The organism is Micromonospora sp. USAFONa4 (assembly GCF_057197825.1).
The window spans coordinates 6521247-6544885 of record NZ_CM170072.1; the positions used below are offsets into that span (position 1 = coordinate 6521247).

The 23639-nt window shown below is 74.8% G+C and carries 25 protein-coding genes and 1 pseudogene; 14 read left to right on the forward strand and 12 right to left on the reverse strand.

All coding sequences use genetic code 11. The features are described from left to right. Window positions 1-104: 104 nt before the first annotated feature. The 7 genes from AC0OO9_RS28095 to AC0OO9_RS28125 all read left to right on the forward strand — a co-directional run bounded on the left by AC0OO9_RS28095 (window position 105) and on the right by AC0OO9_RS28125 (window position 5229). Entirely contained in the window at window positions 105-599 is a 495-nt protein-coding gene (locus AC0OO9_RS28095) for a rhodanese-like domain-containing protein (RefSeq protein WP_484513608.1), read from the forward strand. 47 nt (window positions 600-646) lie between these two features. Further along, complete coding sequence (locus tag AC0OO9_RS28100; RefSeq protein WP_484513610.1) at window positions 647-1201, forward strand: winged helix-turn-helix domain-containing protein; 555 nt, start codon at window positions 647-649, stop codon at window positions 1199-1201. 389 nt (window positions 1202-1590) lie between these two features. Next, the gene (locus AC0OO9_RS28105) at window positions 1591-2193 is read left to right on the forward strand and encodes a winged helix-turn-helix domain-containing protein (protein WP_132237941.1); all 603 of its coding nucleotides are present in this window, start codon (window positions 1591-1593) and stop codon (window positions 2191-2193) included. 185 nt (window positions 2194-2378) lie between these two features. Beyond that, window positions 2379-3017, forward strand: coding sequence for a nucleoside/nucleotide kinase family protein (locus AC0OO9_RS28110; RefSeq protein WP_484513612.1), 639 nt, complete (start codon window positions 2379-2381; stop codon window positions 3015-3017). A 162-nt stretch (window positions 3018-3179) separates the two neighbouring features. Next, complete coding sequence (locus tag AC0OO9_RS28115; RefSeq protein WP_089000644.1) at window positions 3180-3578, forward strand: TraR/DksA family transcriptional regulator; 399 nt, start codon at window positions 3180-3182, stop codon at window positions 3576-3578. A 48-nt stretch (window positions 3579-3626) separates the two neighbouring features. Continuing rightward, window positions 3627-4499 carry a DUF72 domain-containing protein gene (locus tag AC0OO9_RS28120; protein WP_484513615.1) on the forward strand — a complete coding sequence of 291 codons (873 nt, stop codon included), beginning with the start codon at window positions 3627-3629 and terminating at the stop codon, window positions 4497-4499. 301 nt (window positions 4500-4800) lie between these two features. After that, the gene (locus AC0OO9_RS28125; RefSeq protein WP_421449369.1) at window positions 4801-5229 is read left to right on the forward strand and encodes a DUF2267 domain-containing protein; all 429 of its coding nucleotides are present in this window, start codon (window positions 4801-4803) and stop codon (window positions 5227-5229) included. A gap of 58 nt (window positions 5230-5287) precedes the next feature. On the opposite strand, the pseudogene AC0OO9_RS28130 reads toward AC0OO9_RS28125, so the two are convergent. Next, window positions 5288-6096 (reverse strand): annotated as a pseudogene (locus AC0OO9_RS28130) (DUF72 domain-containing protein). Between the two features lie 9 nt (window positions 6097-6105). Next, window positions 6106-6885: a PIG-L deacetylase family protein gene (locus AC0OO9_RS28135; RefSeq protein WP_484513617.1), complete on the reverse strand. Its 780-nt coding sequence runs from the start codon at window positions 6883-6885 to the stop codon at window positions 6106-6108. 236 nt (window positions 6886-7121) lie between these two features. Here AC0OO9_RS28135 and AC0OO9_RS28140 point away from each other — a divergent pair, with 236 nt between their 5' ends. Together AC0OO9_RS28140 and AC0OO9_RS28145 are read left to right on the forward strand one after the other, a co-directional pair. Then, window positions 7122-7409 carry a hypothetical protein gene (locus AC0OO9_RS28140; protein ID WP_132237929.1) on the forward strand — a complete coding sequence of 96 codons (288 nt, stop codon included), beginning with the start codon at window positions 7122-7124 and terminating at the stop codon, window positions 7407-7409. Between the two features lie 9 nt (window positions 7410-7418). After that, entirely contained in the window at window positions 7419-8687 is a 1269-nt protein-coding gene (locus AC0OO9_RS28145) for a cupin domain-containing protein (protein WP_484513619.1), read from the forward strand. A 154-nt stretch (window positions 8688-8841) separates the two neighbouring features. Here the strand turns inward: AC0OO9_RS28145 and AC0OO9_RS28150 are convergent, their stop codons facing one another. From AC0OO9_RS28150 to AC0OO9_RS28175, 6 genes are all read right to left on the reverse strand, one after another. Further along, the gene (locus AC0OO9_RS28150; RefSeq protein WP_357577477.1) at window positions 8842-9198 is read right to left on the reverse strand and encodes a YciI family protein; all 357 of its coding nucleotides are present in this window, start codon (window positions 9196-9198) and stop codon (window positions 8842-8844) included. Between the two features lie 119 nt (window positions 9199-9317). Continuing rightward, window positions 9318-9983, reverse strand: coding sequence for a hypothetical protein (locus AC0OO9_RS28155; protein ID WP_132237923.1), 666 nt, complete (start codon window positions 9981-9983; stop codon window positions 9318-9320). Next, a complete protein-coding gene (locus AC0OO9_RS28160; RefSeq protein ID WP_484513621.1) occupies window positions 9980-12652 on the reverse strand; it encodes an FtsK/SpoIIIE domain-containing protein in 2673 nt (890 codons plus the stop codon). Before AC0OO9_RS28160 ends, AC0OO9_RS28155 begins: the two co-directional genes overlap by 4 nt. After that, entirely contained in the window at window positions 12645-13937 is a 1293-nt protein-coding gene (locus AC0OO9_RS28165) for a hypothetical protein (RefSeq protein ID WP_484513623.1), read from the reverse strand. Before AC0OO9_RS28165 ends, AC0OO9_RS28160 begins: the two co-directional genes overlap by 8 nt. 9 nt (window positions 13938-13946) lie before the next feature. Next, window positions 13947-14207, reverse strand: coding sequence for a hypothetical protein (locus AC0OO9_RS28170; RefSeq protein WP_089000636.1), 261 nt, complete (start codon window positions 14205-14207; stop codon window positions 13947-13949). A gap of 133 nt (window positions 14208-14340) precedes the next feature. Next, complete coding sequence (locus AC0OO9_RS28175) at window positions 14341-14739, reverse strand: PIN domain-containing protein (protein ID WP_421449383.1); 399 nt, start codon at window positions 14737-14739, stop codon at window positions 14341-14343. 192 nt (window positions 14740-14931) lie between these two features. On the opposite strand from AC0OO9_RS28175, the gene AC0OO9_RS28180 reads away from it, so the two are divergent. The 3 genes from AC0OO9_RS28180 to AC0OO9_RS28190 are packed head-to-tail and all read left to right on the forward strand — an operon-like array spanning window position 14932 to window position 18018. Then, window positions 14932-17487, forward strand: a complete 2556-nt coding sequence (locus AC0OO9_RS28180; RefSeq protein ID WP_484513625.1) for an ATP-dependent Clp protease ATP-binding subunit — start codon at window positions 14932-14934, stop codon at window positions 17485-17487. Between the two features lie 13 nt (window positions 17488-17500). Beyond that, the gene (locus AC0OO9_RS28185; protein ID WP_484513626.1) at window positions 17501-17668 is read left to right on the forward strand and encodes a hypothetical protein; all 168 of its coding nucleotides are present in this window, start codon (window positions 17501-17503) and stop codon (window positions 17666-17668) included. Further along, a complete protein-coding gene (locus AC0OO9_RS28190; protein WP_132237915.1) occupies window positions 17668-18018 on the forward strand; it encodes a DUF3140 domain-containing protein in 351 nt (116 codons plus the stop codon). The genes AC0OO9_RS28185 and AC0OO9_RS28190 overlap by 1 nt, the downstream gene beginning before the upstream one ends. 48 nt (window positions 18019-18066) lie before the next feature. Here AC0OO9_RS28190 and AC0OO9_RS28195 read toward each other — a convergent pair whose 3' ends face one another. The 4 genes from AC0OO9_RS28195 to AC0OO9_RS28210 form a co-directional block, all read right to left on the reverse strand. After that, window positions 18067-18309 carry a hypothetical protein gene (locus AC0OO9_RS28195; RefSeq protein ID WP_484513628.1) on the reverse strand — a complete coding sequence of 81 codons (243 nt, stop codon included), beginning with the start codon at window positions 18307-18309 and terminating at the stop codon, window positions 18067-18069. Window positions 18310-18328: 19 nt separating this feature from the next. Further along, the gene (locus AC0OO9_RS28200; RefSeq protein ID WP_484513629.1) at window positions 18329-19324 is read right to left on the reverse strand and encodes a LysR family transcriptional regulator; all 996 of its coding nucleotides are present in this window, start codon (window positions 19322-19324) and stop codon (window positions 18329-18331) included. Between the two features lie 110 nt (window positions 19325-19434). Next, window positions 19435-20043, reverse strand: coding sequence for a hemerythrin domain-containing protein (locus tag AC0OO9_RS28205; protein WP_484513630.1), 609 nt, complete (start codon window positions 20041-20043; stop codon window positions 19435-19437). Window positions 20044-20193: 150 nt separating this feature from the next. Next, window positions 20194-21390, reverse strand: coding sequence for an RNA-guided endonuclease InsQ/TnpB family protein (locus AC0OO9_RS28210; RefSeq protein ID WP_207914419.1), 1197 nt, complete (start codon window positions 21388-21390; stop codon window positions 20194-20196). Between the two features lie 169 nt (window positions 21391-21559). Between AC0OO9_RS28210 and AC0OO9_RS28215 the strand changes: the two genes are divergently transcribed. Continuing rightward, a complete protein-coding gene (locus AC0OO9_RS28215) occupies window positions 21560-22882 on the forward strand; it encodes a M20/M25/M40 family metallo-hydrolase (RefSeq protein WP_484513633.1) in 1323 nt (440 codons plus the stop codon). 60 nt (window positions 22883-22942) lie between these two features. Further along, on the forward strand, window positions 22943-23596 hold the full coding sequence (locus tag AC0OO9_RS28220) for a hypothetical protein (RefSeq protein ID WP_311414919.1): 654 nt from the start codon (window positions 22943-22945) through the stop codon (window positions 23594-23596). The last annotated feature ends 43 nt before the right edge of the window (window positions 23597-23639 follow it).

Below are 23639 nucleotides of genomic sequence, written 5' to 3' on the forward strand. Positions count from 1 at the left end.
CGCCGTCGCGCCCGGGTCGCCCGCGACCCCCTGCGGCCCGCCCGCCCCGCGCCGGCGGCCCGCCGTCGTACGTGCACCGTCAGCAACCAGTGGAGGGAACGACCATGCCGCAGACCGACGACCCGCACGCGTGTCCGGCCCCGGTGGCGCCGCCGGGCTTCCGGGGCATCGACGAGATCCTGGCCGCCGCCCGGGTGCGGCTGGACCGGCTGGACCCGGAGCGCGCACACCTGGCGCACCGGGGCGGCGCCCTGCTGGTGGACATCCGCCCGGCCGCCCAGCGGGCCGCCCACGGCACCGTGCCCGGCTCGCTGGTGATCGAGCGCAACGTGCTGGAGTGGCGGTTCGACCCCCGCTGTCCGGCCCGGCTGCCGCAGGCCGTCGGCTACGACCTGCGGGTGATGGTCATCTGCCAGGAGGGCTACACCTCCTCGCTGGCCGCCGTCGCCCTCCAGGATCTCGGGCTGCGCCACGCCACGGATGTCGTCGGCGGCTTCGTCGCCTGGCGGCTCGCCGGCCTGCCCGTGCTCGGCCCCACCCCGCCGCAGCCCACGCCCACCCCCGCGCCCCCGGTGACCGCCGGTCGGGTGCCGTCCTGACCGTCACGCTCCACCGGGCGTGGCGGCACCGCCGCCCAGGAGGCTCCATGTCCGTCGTCGCCATCCCCACCCGACACCACTCGTCCGCGCGCCCCGAGCGGACCGGAGCGGTCCGACCGCGCTCCGCCCCGACCGTCACCATCACCCTCGACCTCGTCCCTGGGCCGGTGAGCCCCCGCCTGGCCCGGCTGCTGGAGCTGATCGGCGAACTCGCCGAGTCGGGGGAGGGGCGGTTGGGTCCCGGCGTCGCCGAGGACCGGCCGGCGGCGCCCCGGCCGGTGCCGGCCGTCGTGGATTCCCAGGCGATCCGGATCGCCACCGGCTCGCGGGTGGTCCACCAGGGCTCCCGCGTGATTCCGCTGACCCGCATCGAGTACGACCTGCTGCTGTTCCTTGCGGAGCAGCCCCGCCGGGTGTTCACGCGGCTCCAGCTGCTGAGCCGGGTGTGGGGCTACGAGCACGCGGTGGCGCGCACCGTCGACGTGCACGTCCGCCGGCTGCGCGCCAAGCTCGACCCGGACATGCCCGTGGTGACCACCGTCTACGGCGTGGGTTACCGCCTCGCCGACGAGGCCCGGATCGAGATCGAGCGAAGTCGCTGACGGCGCCATCCGCGCGGCGTGCCCGGTCCCGGGCGCGCCGCGCCGCCGCGTCCGGGGGCCGCGGTGTCCCGTCGCCGGTACGCCGCGCGGTACCCCGGTCGCGTGCCCACGGCCCTCCGGAGGGCCGACGCGATCCACGCTCATCCATTCCCGGCGCACCCGCGCCGACCACCGTGAACCGGGCGGGCACCCCCCTATCGGGTCAACCCGGCGGCTCTGCTGTAATCATCAGGCTTCGTACGCAGAGCGAGCATCCGGCTCCGATGCGTTCGTCAATTGTCACATTCATGCAACGCAGCCGCCCCTTGACCCTCGCCCGGGCGCCGGGAAGCATCGATGGAGCGGCGTCCCGGGCCGTGGGGAGATACCCGGACCAGCCAAGGAGGACCATGTCGGTCAGCCCCGCCTCGTCGCGCGCCGGATGGCATACGTCCCAGCCCGCTGTTCCCGGACGACCCCCGGGGGGCCAGCGTCGCCCCGCCAACACCGCCGCACCGATGCTCACGGTGACCCTGAACATCCCGTTGGCATCCGAGGAGTCGCTGACCGCGCCCGCCCGACGGCTGCTGGAGGCCGCGCGGGAGATGCTGGAGCGCGGCGAGGGCACCATCATCACCGCCACCGTCGAACGCCGCCCCGACCCGGTGCCCGCCGGCCGCACGCCGTCGCGCCCGGTCGCCGCCACCATCCCGACCCTGCACATCCTCGCCTCGTCCCGGTCGGTGCTGCGCGACGGCGAGCCGTTGCCCCTGACCCGGCTGGAGTTCGACCTGCTGCTGCACCTCGTCGCCCACCCCCGCCGGGTCTTCACCCGGTTGCAGCTGCTCAACGCGGTCTGGGGCTACGAGCACGCCGGCGTGCGCACCGTGGACGTGCACGTGCGTCGGCTGCGCGGCAAGGTCGGCGTCGACGTCCCGCTGGTCACCACCGTCTACGGCGTCGGCTACCGGCTCGCCGACGACGCCCGCGTCACCATCGACCGCAACGGCTGACACCACCCACCGCGCGAGCACCGCCCACCGAGCGGGCACCGACTGCGCGAGCACCGGCCACCGCCCGGGCACCACCCGCCGAGCGAGCACCGCCCATCGCGCGGGCGCCGGCTGCGCGAGCACCGGCCGGGCGGGCGCCGGCCGCCGCGTCCCGTCCGGGGCGGCCGGCGGGGCACCATGGTCGGATGCGGATCCGACCCATCTCCCCGGAGTTGCTCGTCGCCGAGCTGACCGAGCGCCTCGCCGGCACGGACGCCCCCGGCCGGCTGCGGGTGGCCGTCGACGGCGCCCCAGCGGCCGGCCCGGACGAACTCGCCGCCGCGCTGGTCGACCCGCTGCGCGCGCTCGGCCGGCCCGTGCTGCACGTACGCGCCGCCGACTTCCTCCGCCCCGCGTCGGTGCGCCTGGAGTTCGGTCGGACCAATTCCGACGCGTTCTACGAGGGCTGGGTCGACGAGCCGGGGCTGCGCCGGGAGGTGCTCGACCCGGCCGGGCCCGGCGGCTCGGGGCGGGTGCTGCCCTCGCTGTGGGACGCCACCACCGACCGGGCCAGCCGCGCCGCGTACGTCGACCTGCCGCCCGGGGGAGTCGTGCTGGTCAGCGGGGCACTGCTGCTCGGCGGGGGCCTGCCCTTCGACGTCACGGTCCACCTGGTGCTCTCCCCGGCCGCCCTGGACCGGCGCACCGACCCCGCGCAGCGGTGGACGCTGCCCGCCTTCGCCCGGTACGCCGACGAGGTCGCACCGGCCTCCTTCGCCGACGTCGTGGTCCGCGCCGACGATCCCCGGCACCCGGCGCTGGTGGAGTCCCCGGTGTCGCCCTGACGACGCGACACGGCGAAAAGTCGTCGGTTTGACGGTCGACGTGCCGGGGTATTCGCCCGGCTCACAGAGCGCGGGTGATCCGCCCGCGCGCAGACCACCACGGCGCCGGGCGCACCTACCCGGTGCCCCGGCGGATCTTCCAGGCCAGAAAGGCAGGCAGCGATGCTCGTCCACGACACGATCGGTACGGGCCGATCCCAGGCGGAGATCGACCAGATCCGGCGCTCCCTGCAGGCCCGCTACGACGAGCTGTCCGCGGAGTACGAGCAGGCGGTGCTGCAGAGCCAGGTGCTGCGGCTGGTGGAGGTGGGTGACACCGCCGGTGACGACCAGGCCGACAGCGGCACCAAGACGGCGGAGCGGGACACCGCGCAGTCCCTGCTGCGGACCATCCTCGACCGCCGCGCCCAGTACGAGCACGCCCTCACCCGGCTGGAGGAGGGCACCTACGGCTTCTGCGAGGGCTGCACCTCGGCGATCCCCGTGGAGCGGCTGGAGATCTTCCCCTCCGCCACCACCTGCGTGCAGTGCAAGCAGAACCGGGAACGTCGGGCGGCCTGATCCCCGCGAGCGGTTGCCGGTCGGTCCGGACCGAGGCGAGGTCGACTGATGGGTGAGATCAAGGTCGGCACCGCCTCCTGGACCGACCGGACCCTGTTGGAGTCCGGCTGGTACCCGCAGACCGCCGACACCCCGGAGAAGCGGCTGGCGTACTACGCCCGCCAGTTCCCGCTGGTCGAGGTCGACGCCACCTACTACTCGCCGCCCGCCGAGCGGACGGCGAGGCTGTGGGCCGAGCGCACCCCGGCCGGCTTCACCTTCAACGTCAAGGCGTTCAGCATGCTCACCGGGCACCCGACCCGGGTCGGCGCGCTCTACAAGGACCTCCGGCCGGACACGGGGAAGAAGAACCTCTACCCGGACGACCTGCCGCCGCAGGCGTACGAGGAGGTGTGGACGCGCTTCCTTGCCGCGCTGGACCCGCTGGTCGAGGCGGGCAAGCTCGGCGCGCTGCTGTTCCAGTTCCCACCCTGGTTCACCATCAAGCGGGACAACAAGCAGTACCTGCTGGAGGTGGCGAAGCGCTGCGCCCCGCTGCGCCCGGTCTACGAGTTCCGGCACGCCTCCTGGTTCGACGGCGACAACGCCGACGAGACCCTCACCTTCCTGCGCGAGCACCGGCTGGCGTACGTCTGCGTGGACATGCCGCAGGGGCACCGCTCGTCGGTGCCCCCGGTGCTGGCCGCCACCGCGGACCTCGCGGTGGTCCGCTTCCACGGGCACAGCGACAGGTGGACCAGCAAGGACATCCACGAGAAGTTCGGCTACCGCTACGCCGACCGGGAGCTGCGCGAGTGGGCGCCGAAGCTGCGCGAGCTGGCCGACTCCGCCGGGGAGACGCACGTCCTTCTCAACAATTGCTACCGGGACTACGCGCAGACCAACGCCGCGACCCTCGCCGGGCTGCTCGACGCGGACTGAGCCGGACGGTTCACTCCGTCGGGGTGAGGGCCGCTCACCCCGACGCCGCGCAGCATGGGCGGTGTGTGCGGCCGACCATGGCCGCGGCAGGCGACACCACGGAGGTGGGTGGAGATGACGGTTCGGGTGGTCCCGGGTCGACGACGCGGCCCCGTGCTGCACGTCGTCGGGTCGTCTCCCGACGCCCGGTGGGCGCCGCGCCCCGCCCGGGTCGGTCCGACCCGGCAGCCGCGCGGCCCGGTGGGGCCGCCGCGACGTGACGACGACCGACGGTGGGAGACCGACGTACGGGGGTGGACAGATGGCTGAGCAGCTGCATTCCGCGTTCGAGTCCTCGATGGACAAGACCAACATCATCCTCAAGGACATCGAGCAGGCCTACGGCTGGCCCAAGGAGCAACGCAACCAGTCCTACTGCGCGCTGCGCACGGTCCTGCACCTGCTGCGCGACCGGATGCCGGTGCAGGAGAGCGTGGAGTTCGCCGCGCAGTTGCCGGTGCTGGTGCGCGGGATCTACTTCGACGGCTGGAAGCCGTCGGACGTGCCGATCAAGCTCAACCGGGACGACTTCCTGCTGGAGGTCCGGCAGGGCTTCCCGTACGACGCCGAGGGCGGCCCGGAGCGCGTGGTGCAGGTGGTGCTGGACACCCTGCGCCGCCACGTGACCCAGGGCGAGTGGGAGGACGTGAAGGCCACGATGCCCCGGGACATGGCGAACATCATTCCCTGACACGCCGCACGTCTCGCGACGGTCCGCTCCGCCCTCGGCGGAGCGGACTCCGCGCCGTTCACGCCGGCCCGCTCGACGCCACCGCGCCCCCGCCCCGGTCGTCGGGGGCCGGCGGCGTCCCGGGCACGCGGCTGACCGACCGGCCGGCCCGGCGGGCGAGCGCGGCGAAGGCGGTCGCGTCGACGATGGCCGCGCCGCCCGGGTCGTTGTTGAAGTAGACGTACGCGGGCTCGTCGTCGCCGAACGCGTCGGCCAGCCGGCGCACCCAGGAGGCGAGCGAGGTGCGGCCGTAGCGGGGCCAGGGTTCGCCCGTCCCTCGTGCAGCCGCAGGTAGCCGAAGTCGGCGGTGCGCCAGCGGGGCGCGACGGGCCGGCCGAGCCGGTCCGCCCAGACCAGCGCCGCCCGTCGCCGTTCCAGGACGGCACGGGTGGCGTCCGTCCACCACGACGGGTGCCGCGGCTCGACCGCGACCCGCACCTCGGCGGGGAAGAGCCGCAGCGTGGCGTCCAGCGCCGCCGGGTCGGCGGGCAGGTTCGGCGGCAGCTGCACCAGCACGGGGCCGAGCCGGTCGCCGAGCGCGGTGGCCCGGTCCAGGAAGCGGGCCACCGGCTCGGCCGGGTCGCGCAGGCGCTTGACGTGGGTGAGGTAGCGGCTCATCTTCACCGCCACGCAGAAGTCGTCGGGGGTACGGGCCCGCCAGGCCGCGAAGGTGTCGCGCTCGGGCAGCCGGTAGAAGGCGTTGTTGACCTCCACCGTGGCGAACCGGGCGGCGAAGTGCTCCAGCCAGAGCCGCTGCGGCAGCCCGGCCGGATAGAAGCGGCCCCGCCAGTCGCGGTACTGCCATCCCGAGGTGCCGAGCAGGATCATCCGCCGTCCCTACCAGAGGTCGAAGTGGAAGACCTCGAAGGCGGTGCCGTGGCGGACGCCCAGTCGGGCGCCGACGGGGCGGCAGAGCCCTTCGAGGAACTCCTCGGGGTCGAAGCTGCCGTCGCCCAGCCCGCTCAGGTACGCGTCGTGCGCCCGCAGCGAGGCCACGCCCCGCGCGAAGGTCTCCGTGACGTCCACCCCGTGCGCGGCCAGCGGCGAGGAGGCGGCCCAGACCTGGCGCACCCCGTTCCACGGCTCGATCCCGTCGACGAGCTGCTCCGGGAACACCCACCGGTTGCCGGCGTCGCGGACGGCGTCCAGCACCGCCCGGCCGGTGGCGATGTGGTCGGCCTGGTTGAGGGCGTACGCACCGTCCCAGGTGTCCCGGAAGTTGTTGGTGATCACGATCTCGGGGCGGTGCCGGCGGACGACCCCGGCCAGGGCGCGACGCAGCGGCACGCCGTACTCCAGGACGCCGTCGGGCAGGCCGAGGAACTCCACGGTCTCCACCCCGACCAGGGCGGCCGACTCGCGTTGCTCCCGCTCCCGGACCTCCCTCGCCTGCGGCGGGGGCATCGCGTCGATGCCGGCCTCGCCGCTGGTGACGAGGCAGTAGACGACCTGTCTGCCCTGCGCCGTCCAGCGGGCGACCGCAGCGGCGGCGCCGAACTCCAGGTCGTCGGGGTGCGCCACGATCGCCAGCGCGCGCTGCCACTGCTCGGTCACCGGTTCCAGCGGGCGCGGCCCGGTGGGCTCGGTCATCGCCATCTCCTGCTCGGGCAGGACCATCCTGTCACCGTCGGCGCCGCCGCGCCGGGCGGCGCGAGCCCCGGCACCGTCGGCGTCGACCCCGCACCGCGCGCCACGACGTGCCTGCTGGCGACCCTGACCGGGCGCGGCGAACCGCCGGTGTGAACCGGAAAGGACGTCTACGGTGTGGTTAGAGAAGATCGCGTGTGGGGTACCACCCGCTGCACGACGGACCCCGGCGCAACGGCGGGGCGGCACATCCCTAGGGAGCACCGATGGCACTCAACGACGACGACATGCAGACCAGCGCCGGTGGCGGCCCCGAGGGCCCGGCCGACGGCGGCGCGACCCCGGGCCAGCAGGACGGTGGCGCCGATGGCGGCGCCGACCGCGGTGCCGAGCGTGGCGCCGACCAGGGCGCCGACCAGGGCGCGGAGGGTCCCGCCGACGGCGGTGCGACCCCGGGCCAGCACGACGGCGGCGCCGACGGCAGCGCGGAGGGTCCCGCCGACGGCGGTGCCACGCCGGGCCAGCACGACGGCGGCGCCGACGGCAGCGCCTGACGGATCGCCGTGACCGACATCGACCCGCCGGGCGGCGACGGCCGCCCGGCGGTCCCGTCCGAGGCCTCGGCCGCGCTCGCCCGCTGCGTGTCGGTCGAGCCGGCGAAGTTCGCCGCCGCCCACTGGGGACGCACCCCGCTGCTCTCCCGGGCGGACGAACTGCCCAACCGGGCCGGCTTCACCGACCTACTCAGCCCCGCCGACGCCGACGAGCTGCTCAGCCGCCGCGGCCTGCGTACGCCGTTCCTGCGCATCGCCAAGGACGGCCAGCTCGTGCCGGCGGCCCGCTTCACCGGCGGCGGCGGCGCCGGCGCCGAGATCGCCGACCAGGTCCTCGACGAGCGGGTGCTGGAGCTGTACGCCGGCGGCGCCACCCTCGTCCTGCAGGGTCTGCACCGCACCTGGCCGGCCCTGACCGACTTCACCCGCGAACTCGGCACCGCCGTCGGGCAGCCGTTGCAGGTCAACGCCTACCTGACCCCCGCCGGCAGCCAGGGTTTCGCCACCCACTACGACACCCACGACGTCTTCGTCCTCCAGGTCGACGGCCGCAAGCACTGGCGGATCCATCCGCCGGTGCTGCCGGACCCGCTGGAGAAGCAGCCGTGGGGCGGCCGGGCCGACGAGGTCGCCGCCACCGCCGACGGGCCCGCCGCGCTGGACGTCGTGCTCGCCCCCGGCGACGCGCTCTACCTGCCGCGCGGCTGGCTGCACAGCGCGCAGGCCCAGGAGTCCAGCTCGCTGCACCTGACCGTCGGCGTCCGGGCGCTGACCCGCTACGCCCTGGTCGAGGAGCTGCTCGCCCTCGCCGCCGAGGACCCGCGGCTGCGCGCCACGCTGCCGTTCGGCACCGACGTCGCCGACCCGGACGCGATCGAGCCGGAGCTGACCGAGACGGTGGAGGCGCTGCGGGACTGGCTGCTGCGGGCCGACCCGGCGGCCGTCGCCGCCCGGCTACGGCAGCGCGCCTGGCCGGCCGCCCGGCCCGCGCCCATCCGACCCCTGGCCCAGGCCGCCGCGCTGGCGGCGCTGGACGCCGACACCCGGCTCGCTCCGCGACCGGGCCTGCGCTGGCGGCTCACACCACGGGGCGAGAAGGTCGCGCTGGTGCTGTTCGACCGCACGATCACCCTGCCCGCGTCCTGCGCGCCGGCCGTGCACGCCCTGCTCGGCGCCGGGTCCGTCCGGGTCGGCGACCTGCCGGGCCTGGACGACGACGCCGACCGGATCACCCTGGCCCGCCGCCTGCTGCGCGAGGCGGTGCTGGTCCCCGCCTGACCGGCCGGGGCGGTGCGTGGTGCCCGTACACGAGTGGCCGGGCCGTGCCACGTGCGGCACGGCCCGCCCTGCGGGGGCGGGCCGTGCGGCGGCACGGCCGGCCACCGCGAGGTCGCCCCGCACGGCTCCGGCACGTGCCGATGAGAAATCCGGCTCAGGCCGGGTCGATGGCAGCCGCCGGACGGACCTCGATCGGCAGGGTGGTCGCCCGGGACAGCTTCTCCGCCCAGCCCAACGCCGCGTCGAGATCCGGCACCGCGATCACGGTGAACCCGCCGACGTGCTCCTTGCCCTCGGCGAACGGGCCGTCCGTCAGGAGCGTCTCGTCGTCGCGGACCCGGACCACCCGGGCGGTGTGCGCCAGCTCCAGCCCGGCGCCGAAGACCCAGACACCGCTGCGGCGCATCTCCTGGTTGACGGCCTCGACGTCCCGCATGATCGGCTCGAGGAACTCGGGCGGGGGCGGGGCGTCCCCGTCGGGCTGGATCACGTTGAGCACGAAGTTCCGCATCGCACACTCCCTCTCGTCGAACGGCCGGCGTGACCCGGCCTCCTCCATCTACACGAACGGCGGGCGGCCGGATCGACGACGCGCTGCGGCAACCTTCCGGCTGATCGGGCAACGGTGGGTCAGCGGCCGGCGACGAGCAGCGCGACCGTGGTCACCAGCCCGGCGACGAGCACGACGGTCATCGGCCGGGGGCCGAGCACGGCGTGCCGACGGTCGGCGAGGACCTTCGCCGGCACCAGACCGACCAGCGGACCCAGCAGCGTCACCACCAGGGCCAGCACCGGCAGCCCGACGCCGAGCTCGCCGCCGTACCGCTCGCCCGCCGCCCGGGCCGCGCCACCGAGGGCGTACGCGAGCACCGCGCCCGCCACCCCGCACAACGCCAGCAGCGGGTTGACCGAGCCGGGCAGGTCACCCGGCTGGCGGGTGCGGTTGAGCAGGTCCCGCACGCCGGCCAGCAGCGGAGCCGGGTCGCCCGTCGCGCCGGGCACCGGCGCCGGTGGCCCGCCCGCCCGGCGGCCCGCGCCGCCGAGCCGGCCGCGCAGCAGTTGCCACAGGTCGGCGACCTCGGCGTCCACCCGTTCCTGCTCCTCGCGCGCGTCCACCAGCTCCCGCTCCGCGCGCCGCAGCTCGGCCTCCGCCTCGGCGACGGCCCGCTCGGCCGCCGCGCACTGCTGGGCGTGCCAGGTGTGCGCCTCGGCCCGCTGGACGCGTACCCGCGCGCTCAGCTCGGCCAGCCGACGGATCTGGGCCGCGTACGACTCACTGGTCACCGGTTCGTTCATCGGGCCGGCCCGTAGGGGATGATCACCTGGCCGGTGCGGTGCACCGCCCGGTCGAAGAACAGCCCCCGCCAGGGCCGGGGATACCAGTCCGGGCCACCGGTGCCCGGGTACAGCGACGAACCCAGCTCGCCGCCGTGGGCGTCCAGCGCCACCCAGGCGCCGATCTGGTCCGTCCGGGCCGCCGGCCCGCCCAGGTCGGCCCGCATCCGGGCGACGCCCCGCCACCAGGCCAGCACGTGGGTGCGCCGCTCCGGCCCGTCGTGCAGGATCCGGCGCAGCTCCTCCAGCCCGGTACGCCGGCCGATCCGCGTGGCCAACGCCCCGGACGCCGCGTCGACGGCGAACAGCAGCAGGTAGTGCGGCATGCCCGGCGCACCGAGCCCTTCGGCGGTCTCGGCCATCAGCTCGCCCACCGTCTCCTCGTCGTACCAGGCGGCGTCGTCGGCGAGATCCTCGTAGAGGGACCGGGCGGCCGGGTCGGCGTCCGGGTCGAGGCAGGCGATCGAGAACCGGGCCGTGCCGGGGCGGTGCTGGCGGGCCAGGGAGCGGGCCGCCGCGTCGAGCACCGCGCACGCCTCGTCCACCCGGGTGCCGAGCACTGCCAGGTTGCGGCCGGGAGCCCGGGGCAGCCGCAACGCCGCCGAGCGGGACTGCACGTCGATGATCTCGCCGAGCAGCGCGACCGGCGTACGCGGGTGCCCCGTCTCCGGCGCGGCCAGCGCCCGGAAGTCCGGCGCGTCGGCGAGGCGGGGGATCGCGTCGCCGTCGAAGAGCCGGGCCGGCGCGGCATCCTGCGGGCGCATCCGCCACAGCCGGTGCTGCAACTCGCTCCACGTCTCCCAGTCGCTGGCCGACGGGATCCGGGCCACCTGGTTGCCCTCCGCCATGCCGGACTCCGCGTTGACCACCGCGTGGTGGCGCGGCAGGGACTGGGCGGCGTCGTTGCGCTCGGCGAGGATCCGCAGCGCCTTCGGCAGCGCGATGCGCAACGTGAACTGCGCGACCAGGGCCGGCCGGCCCCACAGCGCCTCGATGCCGCGCACGTCCTGCGAGGCCAGCACCAGGTGGATGCCCTGGGACCGGCCGCGCCGGGCCAGGTCCTCCAGCAGGTCGGCGGCCTCCCGGGCGACCACGTCCCGCCCGGCCAGCAGCATCTGGAACTCGTCGACCACCGCGACGATCCGCGGCCAGTGCCCCGTGGGGTCGACCGCGCGCAGCTCCGCGAGCTTGGTGACCTCGTGCTTCTTCGCGGCGTCGGCCCGCCGCCGCAGCTCCTCGGCGAGGAAGCGCAGCAACGCCAGGCCGAACTCCCGGTCGGTGTTGACGTTGATCCCGACGAGCCGCATGTGCGGCAGCCAGCTCGGGTCCCGCCGGCCCTTGGCGAACCGCGCGAAGGACACCCCCTCCTTGAAGTCCAGCAGGTAGAACTCCAGTTCGGCGGGGGAGTAGCGGGCCGCCAGCGCGCCGATCCAGGCGAAGATCAGGTTCGTCTTGCCGGTGCCGGACGGGCCGCCGATCAACGCGTGCGGCGGGTAGTCGCCCAGGGTGAGCAGCACCGGCCGGCCGTGTGGGCCCTCGCCGATCGGGGCGGTCAGCCCGGTGGCGGAGTCCTCCCGCCACATCCGCTCCACCGGCGGCAGCAGGTCGGTGAACGGGGTCGGGGCGGGGCCGGCGTTGACCCGCGCCGCGACCTCCCGGCAGGTCTCGGTGACCAGGACCGGCGGGGGCGGCGGATCGAGGCGTACGGGCAGGCCGTTCGGCCCGCCGATCCGGGCGCCGTCGGCGTACGCGCCCACCCGGGTCACGGTGGGATCCTCGGGCAGCGACACGCCCCGCACCACCAGGTGCACTCCGCAGGCCGCCCCGGTGCGGACCACCCGGTCGAGCTGCCCGCGCTCGTGCCGCGACAGCTCGTCCCCGCCCAGCAGCACCGCCACCCGCCACGGCTCGGGCCGGCGACCGGTGGCGGCGGCCAGCTCGCGCAACGAGACGTACTCCCCGGCCAGCACCGTCTCGTTGATCCGGCGGATCTGCTCCACGAGGTCGTCGAGGAGCCGGGCGAGCCCGCCCGGGCCGACGAAGGTGAGCAGCCCGGCCGTGCCGAGGGGGGCGAAACCGGCCAGGCCACCGCCCAGGTGCTCGGGGTCGTAGCCGACCAGCCGTACGGCGCCCGGATCGGCGCGCCCGACGCCGCGCAGCAGCAGCGCCGACACCACCGCGTCGCAGCCCTCCCGGTCGTCCCCGGTCAGCTCGACGTGGCCGGCGTCGAGCAGCGGCACCAGCGCCGGCACCGGTTCGGCGCCGGGGATGCGTACCGTGCCGATGCGCAGCGCGCCCGGCGGTTCGGCCCGCCGGGTCGGGGTCGGTCGCCACCGCGTCCAGTCCGCGGAGGCCGCCCCGGGGGCCTCCCGCTGCGCCGCGTCCGCCGCCCGCCGGGCCAGCTCCGCGATGCGCGCGGCGTGCCGGTCGTCGATCTCGGCCAGCCGCCGGTCACGCTGCGCGCCCACCCGCTCCGGCACGACCGACGCGGCCCGCCGGACCTTCGCCAGCCGCTCCCGGGCCGTGGTCAGCTCGGCCTGCGCGCCGGACAGCCGGGTCCGGGTGGCGCCGAGGGCCTCGCCCAGCATGCCCCTGACCCGGCTGACCAGCTGGCTCCGCCGGTCAGCCATCGACGCCCCGCCCGCGCGGGCCCGGGGTGCCGCCCGACGCCGGCCGGCCCGCGGGCGGGCTCGACCAGACGCGGCCGGCCGACCCGGGCCGTCCCACGGCCGCCCGGTCCGGCGTCGGGTCGGGCTGGCCGTGCGTCGCCGTCCGGTCGGCCGTCGGGTCGGGCTGGCCTTGTGTCGCCGTCCGGTCCGGCTTCGGGGCGGCCTGGCCGGCGGTCGCCGCCCGCTCCCGGGCCGCGCTCGCCTGGTCGCGTGCCGCCTCCGCCCGGTCCCGGGCCGCCGCGACCCGCTCCCGCGCGGCGGCCACCCGGCCCTTCGCGGCGGCGGCGCGTCGCTGCCACTCGGCGTCGTCGGCCCGGTCGCGGGCCGTCTCCGCCTGGCGGTCCCGCTCGGCGGCGGCGCGTTGCTCCCGGGCCGTCTCGGCCTGGCGGGCCCGCTCGTCGTCGGTGGGCAGGTCCCGGCCGAGCCGGGCCAGCAACACCCCGGTGAGCACCCCCGCGGTGACGGCCGGGTCGGCGGCGTGCGGTTGCTCCGCCTCGCCGCGCCGGGGCGGGGGCATCCGGCAGATCCGGGTCAGCAGCGTGTCCAGCACTGCGGGGGGCAGGCCGGGCAGCAGGTCCCGCACCCGGCCGTCCAGCTCGCGGTGCAGCCGTCCGAGGTCCTCGGCGCGCGGCGGGTGCCCGAGCAGCTCGCCGGCCAGCTCGCGCAGCAGCGGCGGGGCGACGGCCGCCAGGCCGAGGCCGACGTCGGCGTGCGCGCGACGCAGCTCGGTGTGCAGCCGGTCGCGGTCGCCGGCACGGACCCCGCCGACGACCCGGCGCAGCAGCTCCCGGGCGTCGTCGACCTTCTCGTCGGGCTGCTCGGGCGCACCCTCCCGGCCGCCTGTCAGCTCGGCCACCCGTACCGCCCACCAGCGGCGGGGCGTCGCGTCGGCGGCCGGCTCCGGCGCCGGGCCCCCGGGGGCCGTCTCCCGCGGCGCGTCGTGTGCGGGCCGGCGCCGCTGCTCCTGCGGCCTGGGGGCGGGGGAGCCGTCGCCGGCCAGCCCGATCGCGGCTAGGTACGCCGAGAGCTGCTCCTGCGCGACGCGCAGCGCGTAGCCGGCGGTCTCGGCGTGCTCGGTGGCGGCGGAGAGCTCCGGCACCCCCATCGGGTCGGCCGACTCCTGGCGGACCCAGCGCAGCCGCTCGGCGGCCAGCCCGAACTTCTCGAGCGCCAGGGCCAGCTGCGCGAGCGGCAGGTCATCGGCGGCGGCGCGGACCTGCGCGCCGACGTCCTCGACGATGGACACGGCCGAGCCTCAGAGCGTCGCGACGTAGAGTTGCGCCTGCTCGACGGCGACGAGTGTCGCGGCGAGGCACTCCTCCAGCTCCTGGCTGGCCTGGGTCAGCGAGGACTGGGCCGCCTCGACGGTCTCGTGCCCGCTGCCCTCCAGCGCGCCGGCCAGGGTCTGCTGCGCCTCGGCCAGCTTCTCCCCGGCCGCCTGCACGGCGCTCTGGCCGTCGCCGATCTGTTGGAGCGCGACATCGATGGCTGCCTTGAGCTCGGCGACGCTCGCCACGGCGAAACCTCCTGGGGGCGGGGAGGCCTCCATTAGAGCCTATCCCTCACGGTGAGAGAACATCCGCCCTGTCAGTGTTCCTGCCCCGCTGACCGGTTGTCGACCGGAAGCGCCGCTGGTCCGATTGACGGGACTATCCGGGCGGGGCCGGCCGGTCCCGCAGCCAGCGCGGCCCGTACACCTCCGCGCCCTGCGCGACGACGCGTTCCCGCAGCTCACGGTCGGCGGTGACGACCAGCCGCCGGCGCCGCGGCGCGGCGGCGACCAGGTCGACGACGGCGTCGTCGCCGGACCCGGGCGCGGCCACCACCCGGACTCCGGCCGTGCCCGGCACGTCCCGCGCCCGGCCCTCCACCACCAGCACCACCTCCACCGGTGGCGGCAGCTGCGGGGGCAGCCCGGCGGCGGCCACCGGGGCCAGCGAGTCGCGCAGCCGGGCGGTCGCACCCGCGCGGTCCCGCCACCAACCGTCCGGGCGGGACCCCACCACGTTGGCGGCGTCCACGATCAGCAGCGGCATCGTCGGCTCCATGCCACCAGCCTCCCACCCACCGCCTGAGGTGCAAGGAAGGGACCCTTCCTCTACCGCAGGCGTTGACAAGGGGCCCTTCCTTACACCTCGCCCGGGGCCTTCGTGGCGGGTCGCGGCGCGAGTGGTGGCGTTTGTCGGGCGGACCGCCGGGTAGCCCCTGGCGACCGTCGCGCCCGACTGCGGAGGACAGACATGATGGGACCCGGTGACTTCGGCTCCGACCCCTGGGACGAGTTCCTGGCCCGGTACTTCGGCCGGGGCGAGGGTGGGCGCCGACCCGCGCACCGGGTCGACATCACCCGGCTGATGACCGCCGACGCCAGGGAGATGCTGGCCGACGCGGCCCGCCGGGCCGCCCAACGCAAGAGCACCGACCTCGACACCGACCACCTGCTCTGGGCCGCGCTGCAACGCGAACCGCTGCGCGACCTCGTCCGGCGCGCCGGCGCCGACCCGGACACGCTGCTCAACGCGCTCGGTGGGCGCGGCGACGGCGCGCCCAAGGGCGAGGTGCCGCCCAACCTGTCGCTCACCCCTGCGGCCAAGCGGGCGCTGCTCGACGCCCACCAGCTGTCCCGGGCGATGGGGGCCAACTACATCGGCCCAGAGCACATCCTGATGGCGCTGCCGCTGAACCCGGAGTCCCCGGCCGGCCGGATGCTCGCCGCCGGCCGGATCCAACCCGAGTCGTTGCAGGCGGCCAGCGCCGAGCGCGGGCCGATGACCGGGCCGAAGCCCGACCGCGGCACCCCCACCCTCGACCAGTACGGCCAGGACCTCACCGACCTGGCCCGCAACGACCAGATCGACCCGGTGATCGGCCGGGCCGACGAGATCGAGCAGGCCGTCGAGATCCTGTCCCGGCGGACGAAGAACAACCCGGTGCTGATCGGCGAGGCCGGCGTCGGCAAGACCGCGATCGTGGAGGGCCTGGCGGAGCGGATCTGCGACGGCGACGTGCCGCAGACACTGCTCGGCAAGCGGGTGATCCAGCTCGACCTGGCCGGCCTGGTGGCGGGCACCCGCTACCGGGGCGACTTCGAGGAGCGGCTGAAGAAGGTCATCGACGAGATCCGGGCCCACCGCGACGAGCTGATCGTCTTCCTGGACGAGATCCACACCCTGGTCGGCGCGGGCGGGGCGGGCAGCGAGGGCGGCATGGACGCCTCGAACATGCTCAAGCCGGCGCTGGCCCGGGGCGAACTGCGGGTGATCGGCGCGACCACGCTGGACGAGTACCGCAAGAGCATCGAGAAGGACGCGGCGCTGGCCCGCCGCTTCCAGCCGGTGTTCGTGCCGGAGCCCACCGTCGACGACACCGTGGCGATCCTGCGCGGGCTGCGCGACCGCTACGAGGCCCACCACCAGGTGCGGTTCACCGACGAGGCGCTGGTCGCCGCGACCGAGCTGTCCGACCGGTACGTGACCGACCGGTTCCTGCCGGACAAGGCGATCGACCTGATCGACCAGGCCGGCGCCCGGGTCCGGCTGCGCACCCGCACCCCGGCGTCCGACGTGCGGGAGCTGGAGACACAGCTCGAGGAGGTACGCCGGGACAAGGAGCAGGCCGTCGCCGACGAGCAGTACGAGAAGGCGTCCACGCTGCGCGACCAGCTCGCCGAGCTGGAGGAGCAGATCCGCCGGGCCCGGGGCGACGAGGGCGGCTCGTCGCAGGTGCCGGCCGTCGGGCCGCAGGAGATCGCCGAGGTGGTCTCCCGCGCCACCGGCATCCCGATCAGCCAGCTCACCGAGGAGGAACGCGACCGGCTGCTGCGCCTGGAGGGCCACCTGCACGAGAAGGTGGTCGGCCAGGAGGACGCGGTCACCGCGGTCGCCGAGGCGGTCCGCCGCTCGCGTGCCGGGCTGGCCGACCCGGACCGCCCGATGGGCAGCTTCCTCTTCCTCGGGCCCACCGGCGTTGGCAAGACCGAGCTGGCCCGGGCCCTCGCGGAGGCGCTGTTCGGCGAGGCCGACCGGATGGTCCGGGTGGACATGAGCGAGTTCCAGGAGCGGCACACGGTCAGCCGGCTCGTCGGCGCCCCGCCCGGGTACGTCGGCTACGAGGAGGCCGGCCAGCTCACCGAGGCGGTCCGCCGCCGCCCGTACGCGGTGGTGCTGCTCGACGAGATCGAGAAGGCCCACGCCGACGTGTTCAACATCCTGCTCCAGGTGCTCGACGACGGGCGGCTCACCGACAGCCAGGGCCGTACGGTCAACTTCAAGAACACCGTTCTGATCATGACGAGCAACCTCGGCTCGGAACTGATCACTGGCGCCCAGCGCGCCGTCGGCTTCGGCACCGGCGCGGAGGGCGGCGAGCAGGAACGCGACGAGCTGCGCGAGCGCCTGATGCGCCGGCTGCAGGAGAACTTCCGGCCGGAGTTCCTCAACCGCATCGACGAGGTGATCATCTTCCGCCGGCTGGAGGCCGAGCAGCTGCGCCAGATCACCGGCCTGCTGCTGGAGGAGACCCGCCGCCGCCTGCACGCCCAGGACATCCAGGTCCACTTCACCACCGCCGGCGTCGACTGGATCGCCGAGCACGGCTACCAGCCGGAGTTCGGCGCCCGGCCGCTGCGCCGGGTCATCCAGCGGGAGGTGGACAACCAGCTGTCCCGGATGCTGCTGGAGTCGGCGGTCTCACCCGGCCAGAAGATCACCGTGGACGCCCGTGACGGGCGACTCGCCTTCGACGTGACGGCCGGCGAGCGCGGCTACACCCCGGCCACGACGTCCCATCCCCGATGACCGGAGGGCGGACATGAGCGAATCCGAGGAGACCCGGGACGAGAGCGAGCGCACCGATCCGATCGTGGCCCCGCCGACCGCCAACCCCGCCCGGGTGCGGATGCCGCCGGAGGGCGTGGGCCAGCAGGGCGACGACCCGGAGCCGGCGGAGTCCGACCGCCGCCGTCGAGAGGAGGGCTGATGGTACGCGAGCAGCGGCTCGAACCCGAGGTGGAGGTGCTCTGGGACGACTTCCACGCCCAGGTGAACGTCCCGTCGGAGCAGTTGCGGCAGTGGTTGCTCACCCGCGGCTCCGGGGAGGAGTCGTTCGGGCCCGACCCGGACCTCGACCTGCCCGGGATGGGCCGGCGGATCCTGCGGGTGCTGGCCAAACGCAAGGTCGACCTCACGCCGGAGGACATCCGGGTGATGCGGGACGCGATCGACGAGATCCAGTCCCTGCTGGACGAGAAGCCGCCCCGCGGCAACGCCGACGACGAGTGGCGGCACGCCCTGCTCGACCTGGGCCACGACGTCCTCGTCGAACGCTGAGCCGGCGGTCGGGCGGCGCCCGGGAGGACCGGGCGCCGCCCGCCGTGGTCAACCGTGGTCGCTCTCCAGGCTGCCGATCGTCAGGCCCGCGGCGTCGGCCGCCGCCTCGCGGTCGGCGCGCGCCCGCTCCTCGCGGGTCAGCAGGTTGGCGTACTCCGTGACGTCCGCCGGGTTGGGCACCTCGGGCAGGCGACGCAGGAACGCCTCCACGTCGCGGGCGGCGGCGGTGTGCGTGGCGGCGGCCTGCCGGAGGATCTCCCGGTCGTCGGCGGCGGGGTAGGCATCGGTCATGTCCGCCTGATACCCGGCGCTACGCCGTTCGCACCCCGTCGGCCCCGGCGGCCGTCAGCCTCCGCGCCCCGTAGGTCGGGTTGCGCAGTAGCCAGGCCAGGTATTCCGGGTGTGCCGCCAGCGAGTCGGCGTACGCGGCCAGCGCGAACTCCAGCACCAGTTCGGCGTCGCGGGCGGCGGGGGAGTCGGGATGCCAGCCCAGCATCAGCCGCCAGCGCAGCGGCGTCCCGGTCAGCATCCGGGTGACCAGCCCGGCGACCGGGCGGAAGGTGGCCTGGCAGAGCGCGATCGCCTCGCCGGAGTCCACCATGTCGATGCAGCAGCGCACGTCGGTCTCGTACACCTTGCGGGGGGTGAAGCCGGCGCGGGCGCAGGCGGCGGCGAAGCAGTCGCCGAAGCAGCCGTCGCCGGGCGCGGCGACCCACTGCTCGTGGCTCAGGTCCACCAGGCTCACCTCGGCGTGCCCGGCCAGCGGGTGCTGCTCCGGCAGCAGCACCAGCACCGGGTCGACGGCCACCTCCCGCCAGCTCAACCCGAGCTCGGCGGGCGGGGCCGCGTCGCCGCACACCCCGATCAGCGCGAAGTCCAGCCGGCCGCCCGCGACGAGCTGGGCCAGCTCGTCGGCCGACCAGGAAGCGTGGGTGGTGATCTGGGCCGGTGGGGGCTCCGCGGCGAGCCGGTGCACGAGCCGGCCGAGGATGGGGCTGTTCACCCCGCCGAACCGGTAGCGGCGGGGCACGTCCCCGGCGCCGGCCAGCCGCGCCGCCTCGTCCTGCAGGCCCTTCATCGCCGGCAGCAGCACCCGCGCCCGGGCGAGCACCAGCTCGCCGAGGGCGGTGGGGCGGGCGCCGCGGCGGTCCCGCTCGAACAGTGGCCCGCCCAGGGTCCGCTCGATGCGCTGGAGCTGGGCGGTGAGTGCCGGCTGGGCCAGGCCGAGCGTCGATGCCGCCTTGGTCACGCTCCCCGTCTCCGCGATCGCGCAGACCACCCTCAGGTGTCGCAGCTCCAGATTCATACCGTGACGGTATGACCCCGTAGCGGCCGACGGAAGGCCCTGGACGGATCAACGCATCCCAATGTGTGCCCGATCCGCTCCGGCGCGCCGCGCCCGCGCCCGCCGCCGGCTCAGCCCGGCGGCCGCTCGGTGAGGTCGGCCAGGTAGGTGGGTCGGCCGGTGACGGCGTCGCGGACCTTGTCGACGACGCCCACCGCGGGCTCGACGACCCGGTTCCACGGCGGCGTCGCCGGGGTGCCGGGGTGCGGGCGCGTCGGGGCCGCCTCCTCGGCGATCTCCAGCCGGTTGCCCAGGCGGATCAGCTCCTCGGCGCTGGCCACCTCACGCAGCGCCGCGACGAGCGCGCCCGCCTCCTCGACGTGGCGGTGGACCCGCGCGGCGACGTCGGCGAGCCCCTCGCCGGCGAGCGCCTTCAGGGCGGTCAGCAGGGCCCGGTCGTCCGCGATGGCCCGGTCGATCCGTTCCGCCGCGTCGGGCAGCGCGGCCCGGACGGCGGGCAGCAGGTACTGCTCCTCGGCGGACAGGTGCCGCGACAGCGCCGCCGTGAGCACCTCCAGGCCGCGCTCGGGGGCGGGCTCCGGGCCCGGGTCGGTGAGCCGCCGCAGCAGCTCCCGCAGTTGCCGGTGCTCGGCGTCGAGGATGTCGGCGATGCTGCGGCCGCCCGGCCGGAAGCCCTCGTCCTCTCCGGTCGGCGGCAGCGGTGGCAGGGGAACGGTCATGGTGCCCTCCTCTGTGGCGGGCGGTGCAGGTGGTGGGGAGCGGGTCGCGAGCGGCGGTACCCGGCGGCGTCGGCGGCGAAACCGCCTGGATCGGCCGCCGAGTGCCGGTCGATCCGGCTGGTATGAAGAACCGTTGACATCCTCCCCGCCCTAGAGGGCGCGGGTTCCCTGGGTCGCCCCAGGGGTTTCCTGCTTCATCGCCGACCGCCTCGTCCGGGAGGGTTCCCGTTGAGGTCTTACACCGGCTCCACAGGCAGCAGCCGCCAGCCCGGCGGCCAGGATGTTGCGTGCCGCGTTGACGTCGCGGTCGTGGGTGGTGCCGCACCGGCACGTCCAGGCCCGCACTTTCAGCGGCATGTTCCGCGCGACGGCTGCGCAGGTCGAGCACACCTTGGAGGAGGGGTACCAGCGGTCGATCACGGTGAGGTTCCGGCCGTACCAGGCGCACTTGTAGGTGAGCAGCTCGCGGAACTGGTGCCAGGCCGCATCGTTGATGGCGCGGGCCAGGCGGTGGTTGCGGACCATGTTGCGCACGGTCAGGTCCTCGATCACGAGCGTTTGGTTTTCGCGCACGAGTCGAGTGGTGAGCTTGTGCAGGTGATCACGCCTGCGATCGCCGATGCGGGCGTGGACGCGGGCCACCTTGAGCCGGGCCTTGGCCCGGTTGTGGGAGCCCTTCTCCTTGCGTGCCAGCTCTCGCTGGGCGCGGGCCAGCCGAGTGCGGTCGGCCCGTTCGTGCCGGGGGTTGGCGATCTTCTCCCCGGTGGACAGGGTCAGCAGGTGCTCGAGGCCGGCATCGATGCCTACTGCGCTCTCGGCGGCCGGGAGGGTCTCGATCTGGTCCTCACAGAGCAGGGACACGAACCAGCGGCCGGCCGAATCGCGGGACACGGTCACGGTGGACGGGGACTGCCCTTCGGGCAGCGACCTCGACCAGACGATGGCCAGCGGGTCGGTCATCTTGGCCAGAGTGAGCTGGCCGTCTCTCCAGCGGAACGCGCTGGGGGTGAACTCGGCCGAAGCTCGCGACCTGCGCTTGGACTTGAAGCGCGGGTAGCGGGCGCGCTTGTCCCAGAAATTCGCGAAGGCGCTTTGCAGATGCCGCAGCGTCTGCTGCAGCGGCACGGAGGAGACCTCGTTGAGGAAAGCCAACTCCTCAGTCTTCTTCCAAGCGGTCAGCATCGCGCTGGTCGCGTTGTAGTTGACCCGTTCCTGCCGCTGGTACCACGCCTCGGTCCGGGCATGCAGGGCCAGGTTGTAGACCTTGCGCACGCACCCGAACGTTCGGCTCAACAGCTCTGCCTGCTGGGCCGTCGGGTAGAAGCGGAACTTGTAGGCCCGCTTCACCCTTGAGGTCACTTTCACAAGCTAACACGATAGTTTGGAACCGGACCTGCGGTATCCGTGTGGTACTTCTGTCGGCCTTGACGGCGGCCCTGCCATCCCTGACCTGCCTCGCAGGAGGTCCCGTTCCCTCCCCGGCCCGAAGGCCCGGGACACTCACAGAAGGAGTCTGATGACGAGCGACTTCGCCCGACCCGACCCCACCGACGAGGTCGTCGACCTCTGCCGTGACCTGCTGCGGATCGACACCACCAACACCGGGGACAACGACACCAGCGCCGGGGAACGCCTCGCCGCCGAGTACGTGGCGGAGAAGCTGGCCGAGGTGGGCGTCGAGTCCGTCATCCACGAGTCGGCGCCCGGCCGGGCCAACCTGGTCGCCCGCATCCCCGGCACCGACCCGAGCCGCGGGGCGCTGCTGGTGCACGGCCACCTCGACGTCGTCCCCGCCGACGCCGACGAGTGGTCGGTGCACCCGTTCTCCGGTGAGCTGCGCGACGGCTACCTGTGGGGCCGGGGCGCCATCGACATGAAGGACTTCGACGCGATGGTGCTGGCGGTGGTGCGGCACTGGCAGCGCACCGGGGTCCGCCCGCCCCGGGACATCGTGCTCGCGTACACCGCCGACGAGGAGGCGGGCAGCGACTACGGCGCACACTTCCTCGTCGACCGGCACCGTGGGCTGCTCGACGGCTGCACCGAGGCCATCGGCGAGGTCGGCGGCTTCTCGTACTCGGTCAACGACAGCCAGCGGCTCTATCTGATCGAGACCGCCGAGAAGGGCATCGACTGGCTGCGCCTGCACGCCAGGGGCCGCCCCGGGCACGGCTCGATGATCCACGACGACAATGCGGTCACGGCGCTCGCCGAGGCGGTGGCCCGGGTCGGCCGGCACCGCTTCCCCGTGGTGGTCACCGACACCGTCCGGGCGTTCCTGGAGGAGGTCTCCGACCTGCTCGGCGTCGAGCTGGACCCGGAGGACCCGGAGACCGCCATCGCCAAGCTCGGCCCGATCGCCAACATCATCGGCGCGACGATCCGCAACACCGCCAACCCGACCCGGCTCGCCGCCGGGTACAAGGACAACGTCATTCCCGGCCGGGCCACCGCCACCATCGACTGCCGCAGCCTGCCGGGGCAGTCGGAGCTGCTGGAGCGGCAGCTGCGCGAGCTGGTCGGCCCGGACATCGTCATCGAGTACCTCCAGCGCCAGCCGGCGCTGGAGACGACGTTCGACGGCGACCTGGTCGACGCGATGTCCGCCGCGCTGCGCGCGGAGGACCCGGGGGCGCGGCCGGTGCCGTACATGCTCTCCGGCGGCACCGACGCGAAGGCGTTCTCGCAGCTCGGCATCCGCTGCTTCGGCTTCGCGCCGCTGCGGCTGCCGGCCGACCTGAACTTCTCCGCGCTGTTCCACGGCATCGACGAGCGGGTTCCGGTGGACGGACTACAGTTCGGCGTGCGGGTTCTCGACCGGTTCCTCCGCACCTGCTAGCCCCCGCCAGGAACCCCGGTGTCCCGGCGGGAACCACTGATCGTGAAGGGACTGACCCACATGACCGACCAGCACGGTGAGCTGGACGCCGCCCTCGAGCGCGTGATCGATGCGGCCCGCCACCACCTGGCCGCCGTCCGCGCCGCACAGGGCCGCGTCGACGACGACGACGTCTGGCAGGCGTACGTCGCGCTCAACAACGCGTCCTTCGCGTACGACGAGCAACTCCTGGACGCCTTCGGCGAGGTCACCCCGTGGGACGTCGAGTCGATCGACCCGGAAGAGGCCGACCAGCGCTTCGGGGCCGCGGAGGGCGTGGAGCCCACCGACCCGCACCCGCGGGTGATCTCGGTGCGGCAGCGGCGCGACTACCGGGTGCCGAGCGTGTCGGCGCTGATCCGGGTCGCCGAGGCCGCACGGCGGGAGGGCACCCCGGCCGAGGACGAGCCGGAGCCCGTCGAGGGGGTCGGCGAGGCGGTGCTGGAGCTGCTCCAGAGCGGTGACGGCTCGCTGGGCGCGCTGGACGTGCCGGAGCTGGAGCCGCTCGACGGCGTGGTGATGGTCAGCGAGGTCGGCACCCCGGTCGACCTGGAGTCGTTCGACGACGACGACCCGGTGGGCCCGTTCCAGCCGGCCGCCGACGACCGGCTGGTCGGCCGGCTCGACGAGCACCCCTTCATGGAGCTCGACGAGGAGCACGACCACGCCCACTAGGCGGTGACGGCCCGCCGGTCAGGCGGCGCAGGCCCGGGGCCCG

Coding starts and splice junctions, on each gene's coding strand:
- AC0OO9_RS28095 (WP_484513608.1), top strand. CDS start 105: ATGCCGCAGACCGACGACCCGCACGCGTGTCCGGCCCCGGTGGCGCCG.
- AC0OO9_RS28100 (WP_484513610.1), top strand. CDS start 647: ATGTCCGTCGTCGCCATCCCCACCCGACACCACTCGTCCGCGCGCCCC.
- AC0OO9_RS28105 (WP_132237941.1), top strand. CDS start 1,591: ATGTCGGTCAGCCCCGCCTCGTCGCGCGCCGGATGGCATACGTCCCAG.
- AC0OO9_RS28110 (WP_484513612.1), top strand. CDS start 2,379: ATGCGGATCCGACCCATCTCCCCGGAGTTGCTCGTCGCCGAGCTGACC.
- AC0OO9_RS28115 (WP_089000644.1), top strand. CDS start 3,180: ATGCTCGTCCACGACACGATCGGTACGGGCCGATCCCAGGCGGAGATC.
- AC0OO9_RS28120 (WP_484513615.1), top strand. CDS start 3,627: ATGGGTGAGATCAAGGTCGGCACCGCCTCCTGGACCGACCGGACCCTG.
- AC0OO9_RS28125 (WP_421449369.1), top strand. CDS start 4,801: ATGGCTGAGCAGCTGCATTCCGCGTTCGAGTCCTCGATGGACAAGACC.
- AC0OO9_RS28135 (WP_484513617.1), bottom strand. CDS start 6,885: ATGGTCCTGCCCGAGCAGGAGATGGCGATGACCGAGCCCACCGGGCCG.
- AC0OO9_RS28140 (WP_132237929.1), top strand. CDS start 7,122: ATGGCACTCAACGACGACGACATGCAGACCAGCGCCGGTGGCGGCCCC.
- AC0OO9_RS28150 (WP_357577477.1), bottom strand. CDS start 9,198: ATGCGGAACTTCGTGCTCAACGTGATCCAGCCCGACGGGGACGCCCCG.
- AC0OO9_RS28155 (WP_132237923.1), bottom strand. CDS start 9,983: ATGAACGAACCGGTGACCAGTGAGTCGTACGCGGCCCAGATCCGTCGG.
- AC0OO9_RS28160 (WP_484513621.1), bottom strand. CDS start 12,652: ATGGCTGACCGGCGGAGCCAGCTGGTCAGCCGGGTCAGGGGCATGCTG.
- AC0OO9_RS28175 (WP_421449383.1), bottom strand. CDS start 14,739: ATGGAGCCGACGATGCCGCTGCTGATCGTGGACGCCGCCAACGTGGTG.
- AC0OO9_RS28180 (WP_484513625.1), top strand. CDS start 14,932: ATGATGGGACCCGGTGACTTCGGCTCCGACCCCTGGGACGAGTTCCTG.
- AC0OO9_RS28185 (WP_484513626.1), top strand. CDS start 17,501: ATGAGCGAATCCGAGGAGACCCGGGACGAGAGCGAGCGCACCGATCCG.
- AC0OO9_RS28190 (WP_132237915.1), top strand. CDS start 17,668: ATGGTACGCGAGCAGCGGCTCGAACCCGAGGTGGAGGTGCTCTGGGAC.
- AC0OO9_RS28195 (WP_484513628.1), bottom strand. CDS start 18,309: ATGACCGATGCCTACCCCGCCGCCGACGACCGGGAGATCCTCCGGCAG.
- AC0OO9_RS28200 (WP_484513629.1), bottom strand. CDS start 19,324: ATGAATCTGGAGCTGCGACACCTGAGGGTGGTCTGCGCGATCGCGGAG.
- AC0OO9_RS28205 (WP_484513630.1), bottom strand. CDS start 20,043: ATGACCGTTCCCCTGCCACCGCTGCCGCCGACCGGAGAGGACGAGGGC.
- AC0OO9_RS28215 (WP_484513633.1), top strand. CDS start 21,560: ATGACGAGCGACTTCGCCCGACCCGACCCCACCGACGAGGTCGTCGAC.
- AC0OO9_RS28220 (WP_311414919.1), top strand. CDS start 22,943: ATGACCGACCAGCACGGTGAGCTGGACGCCGCCCTCGAGCGCGTGATC.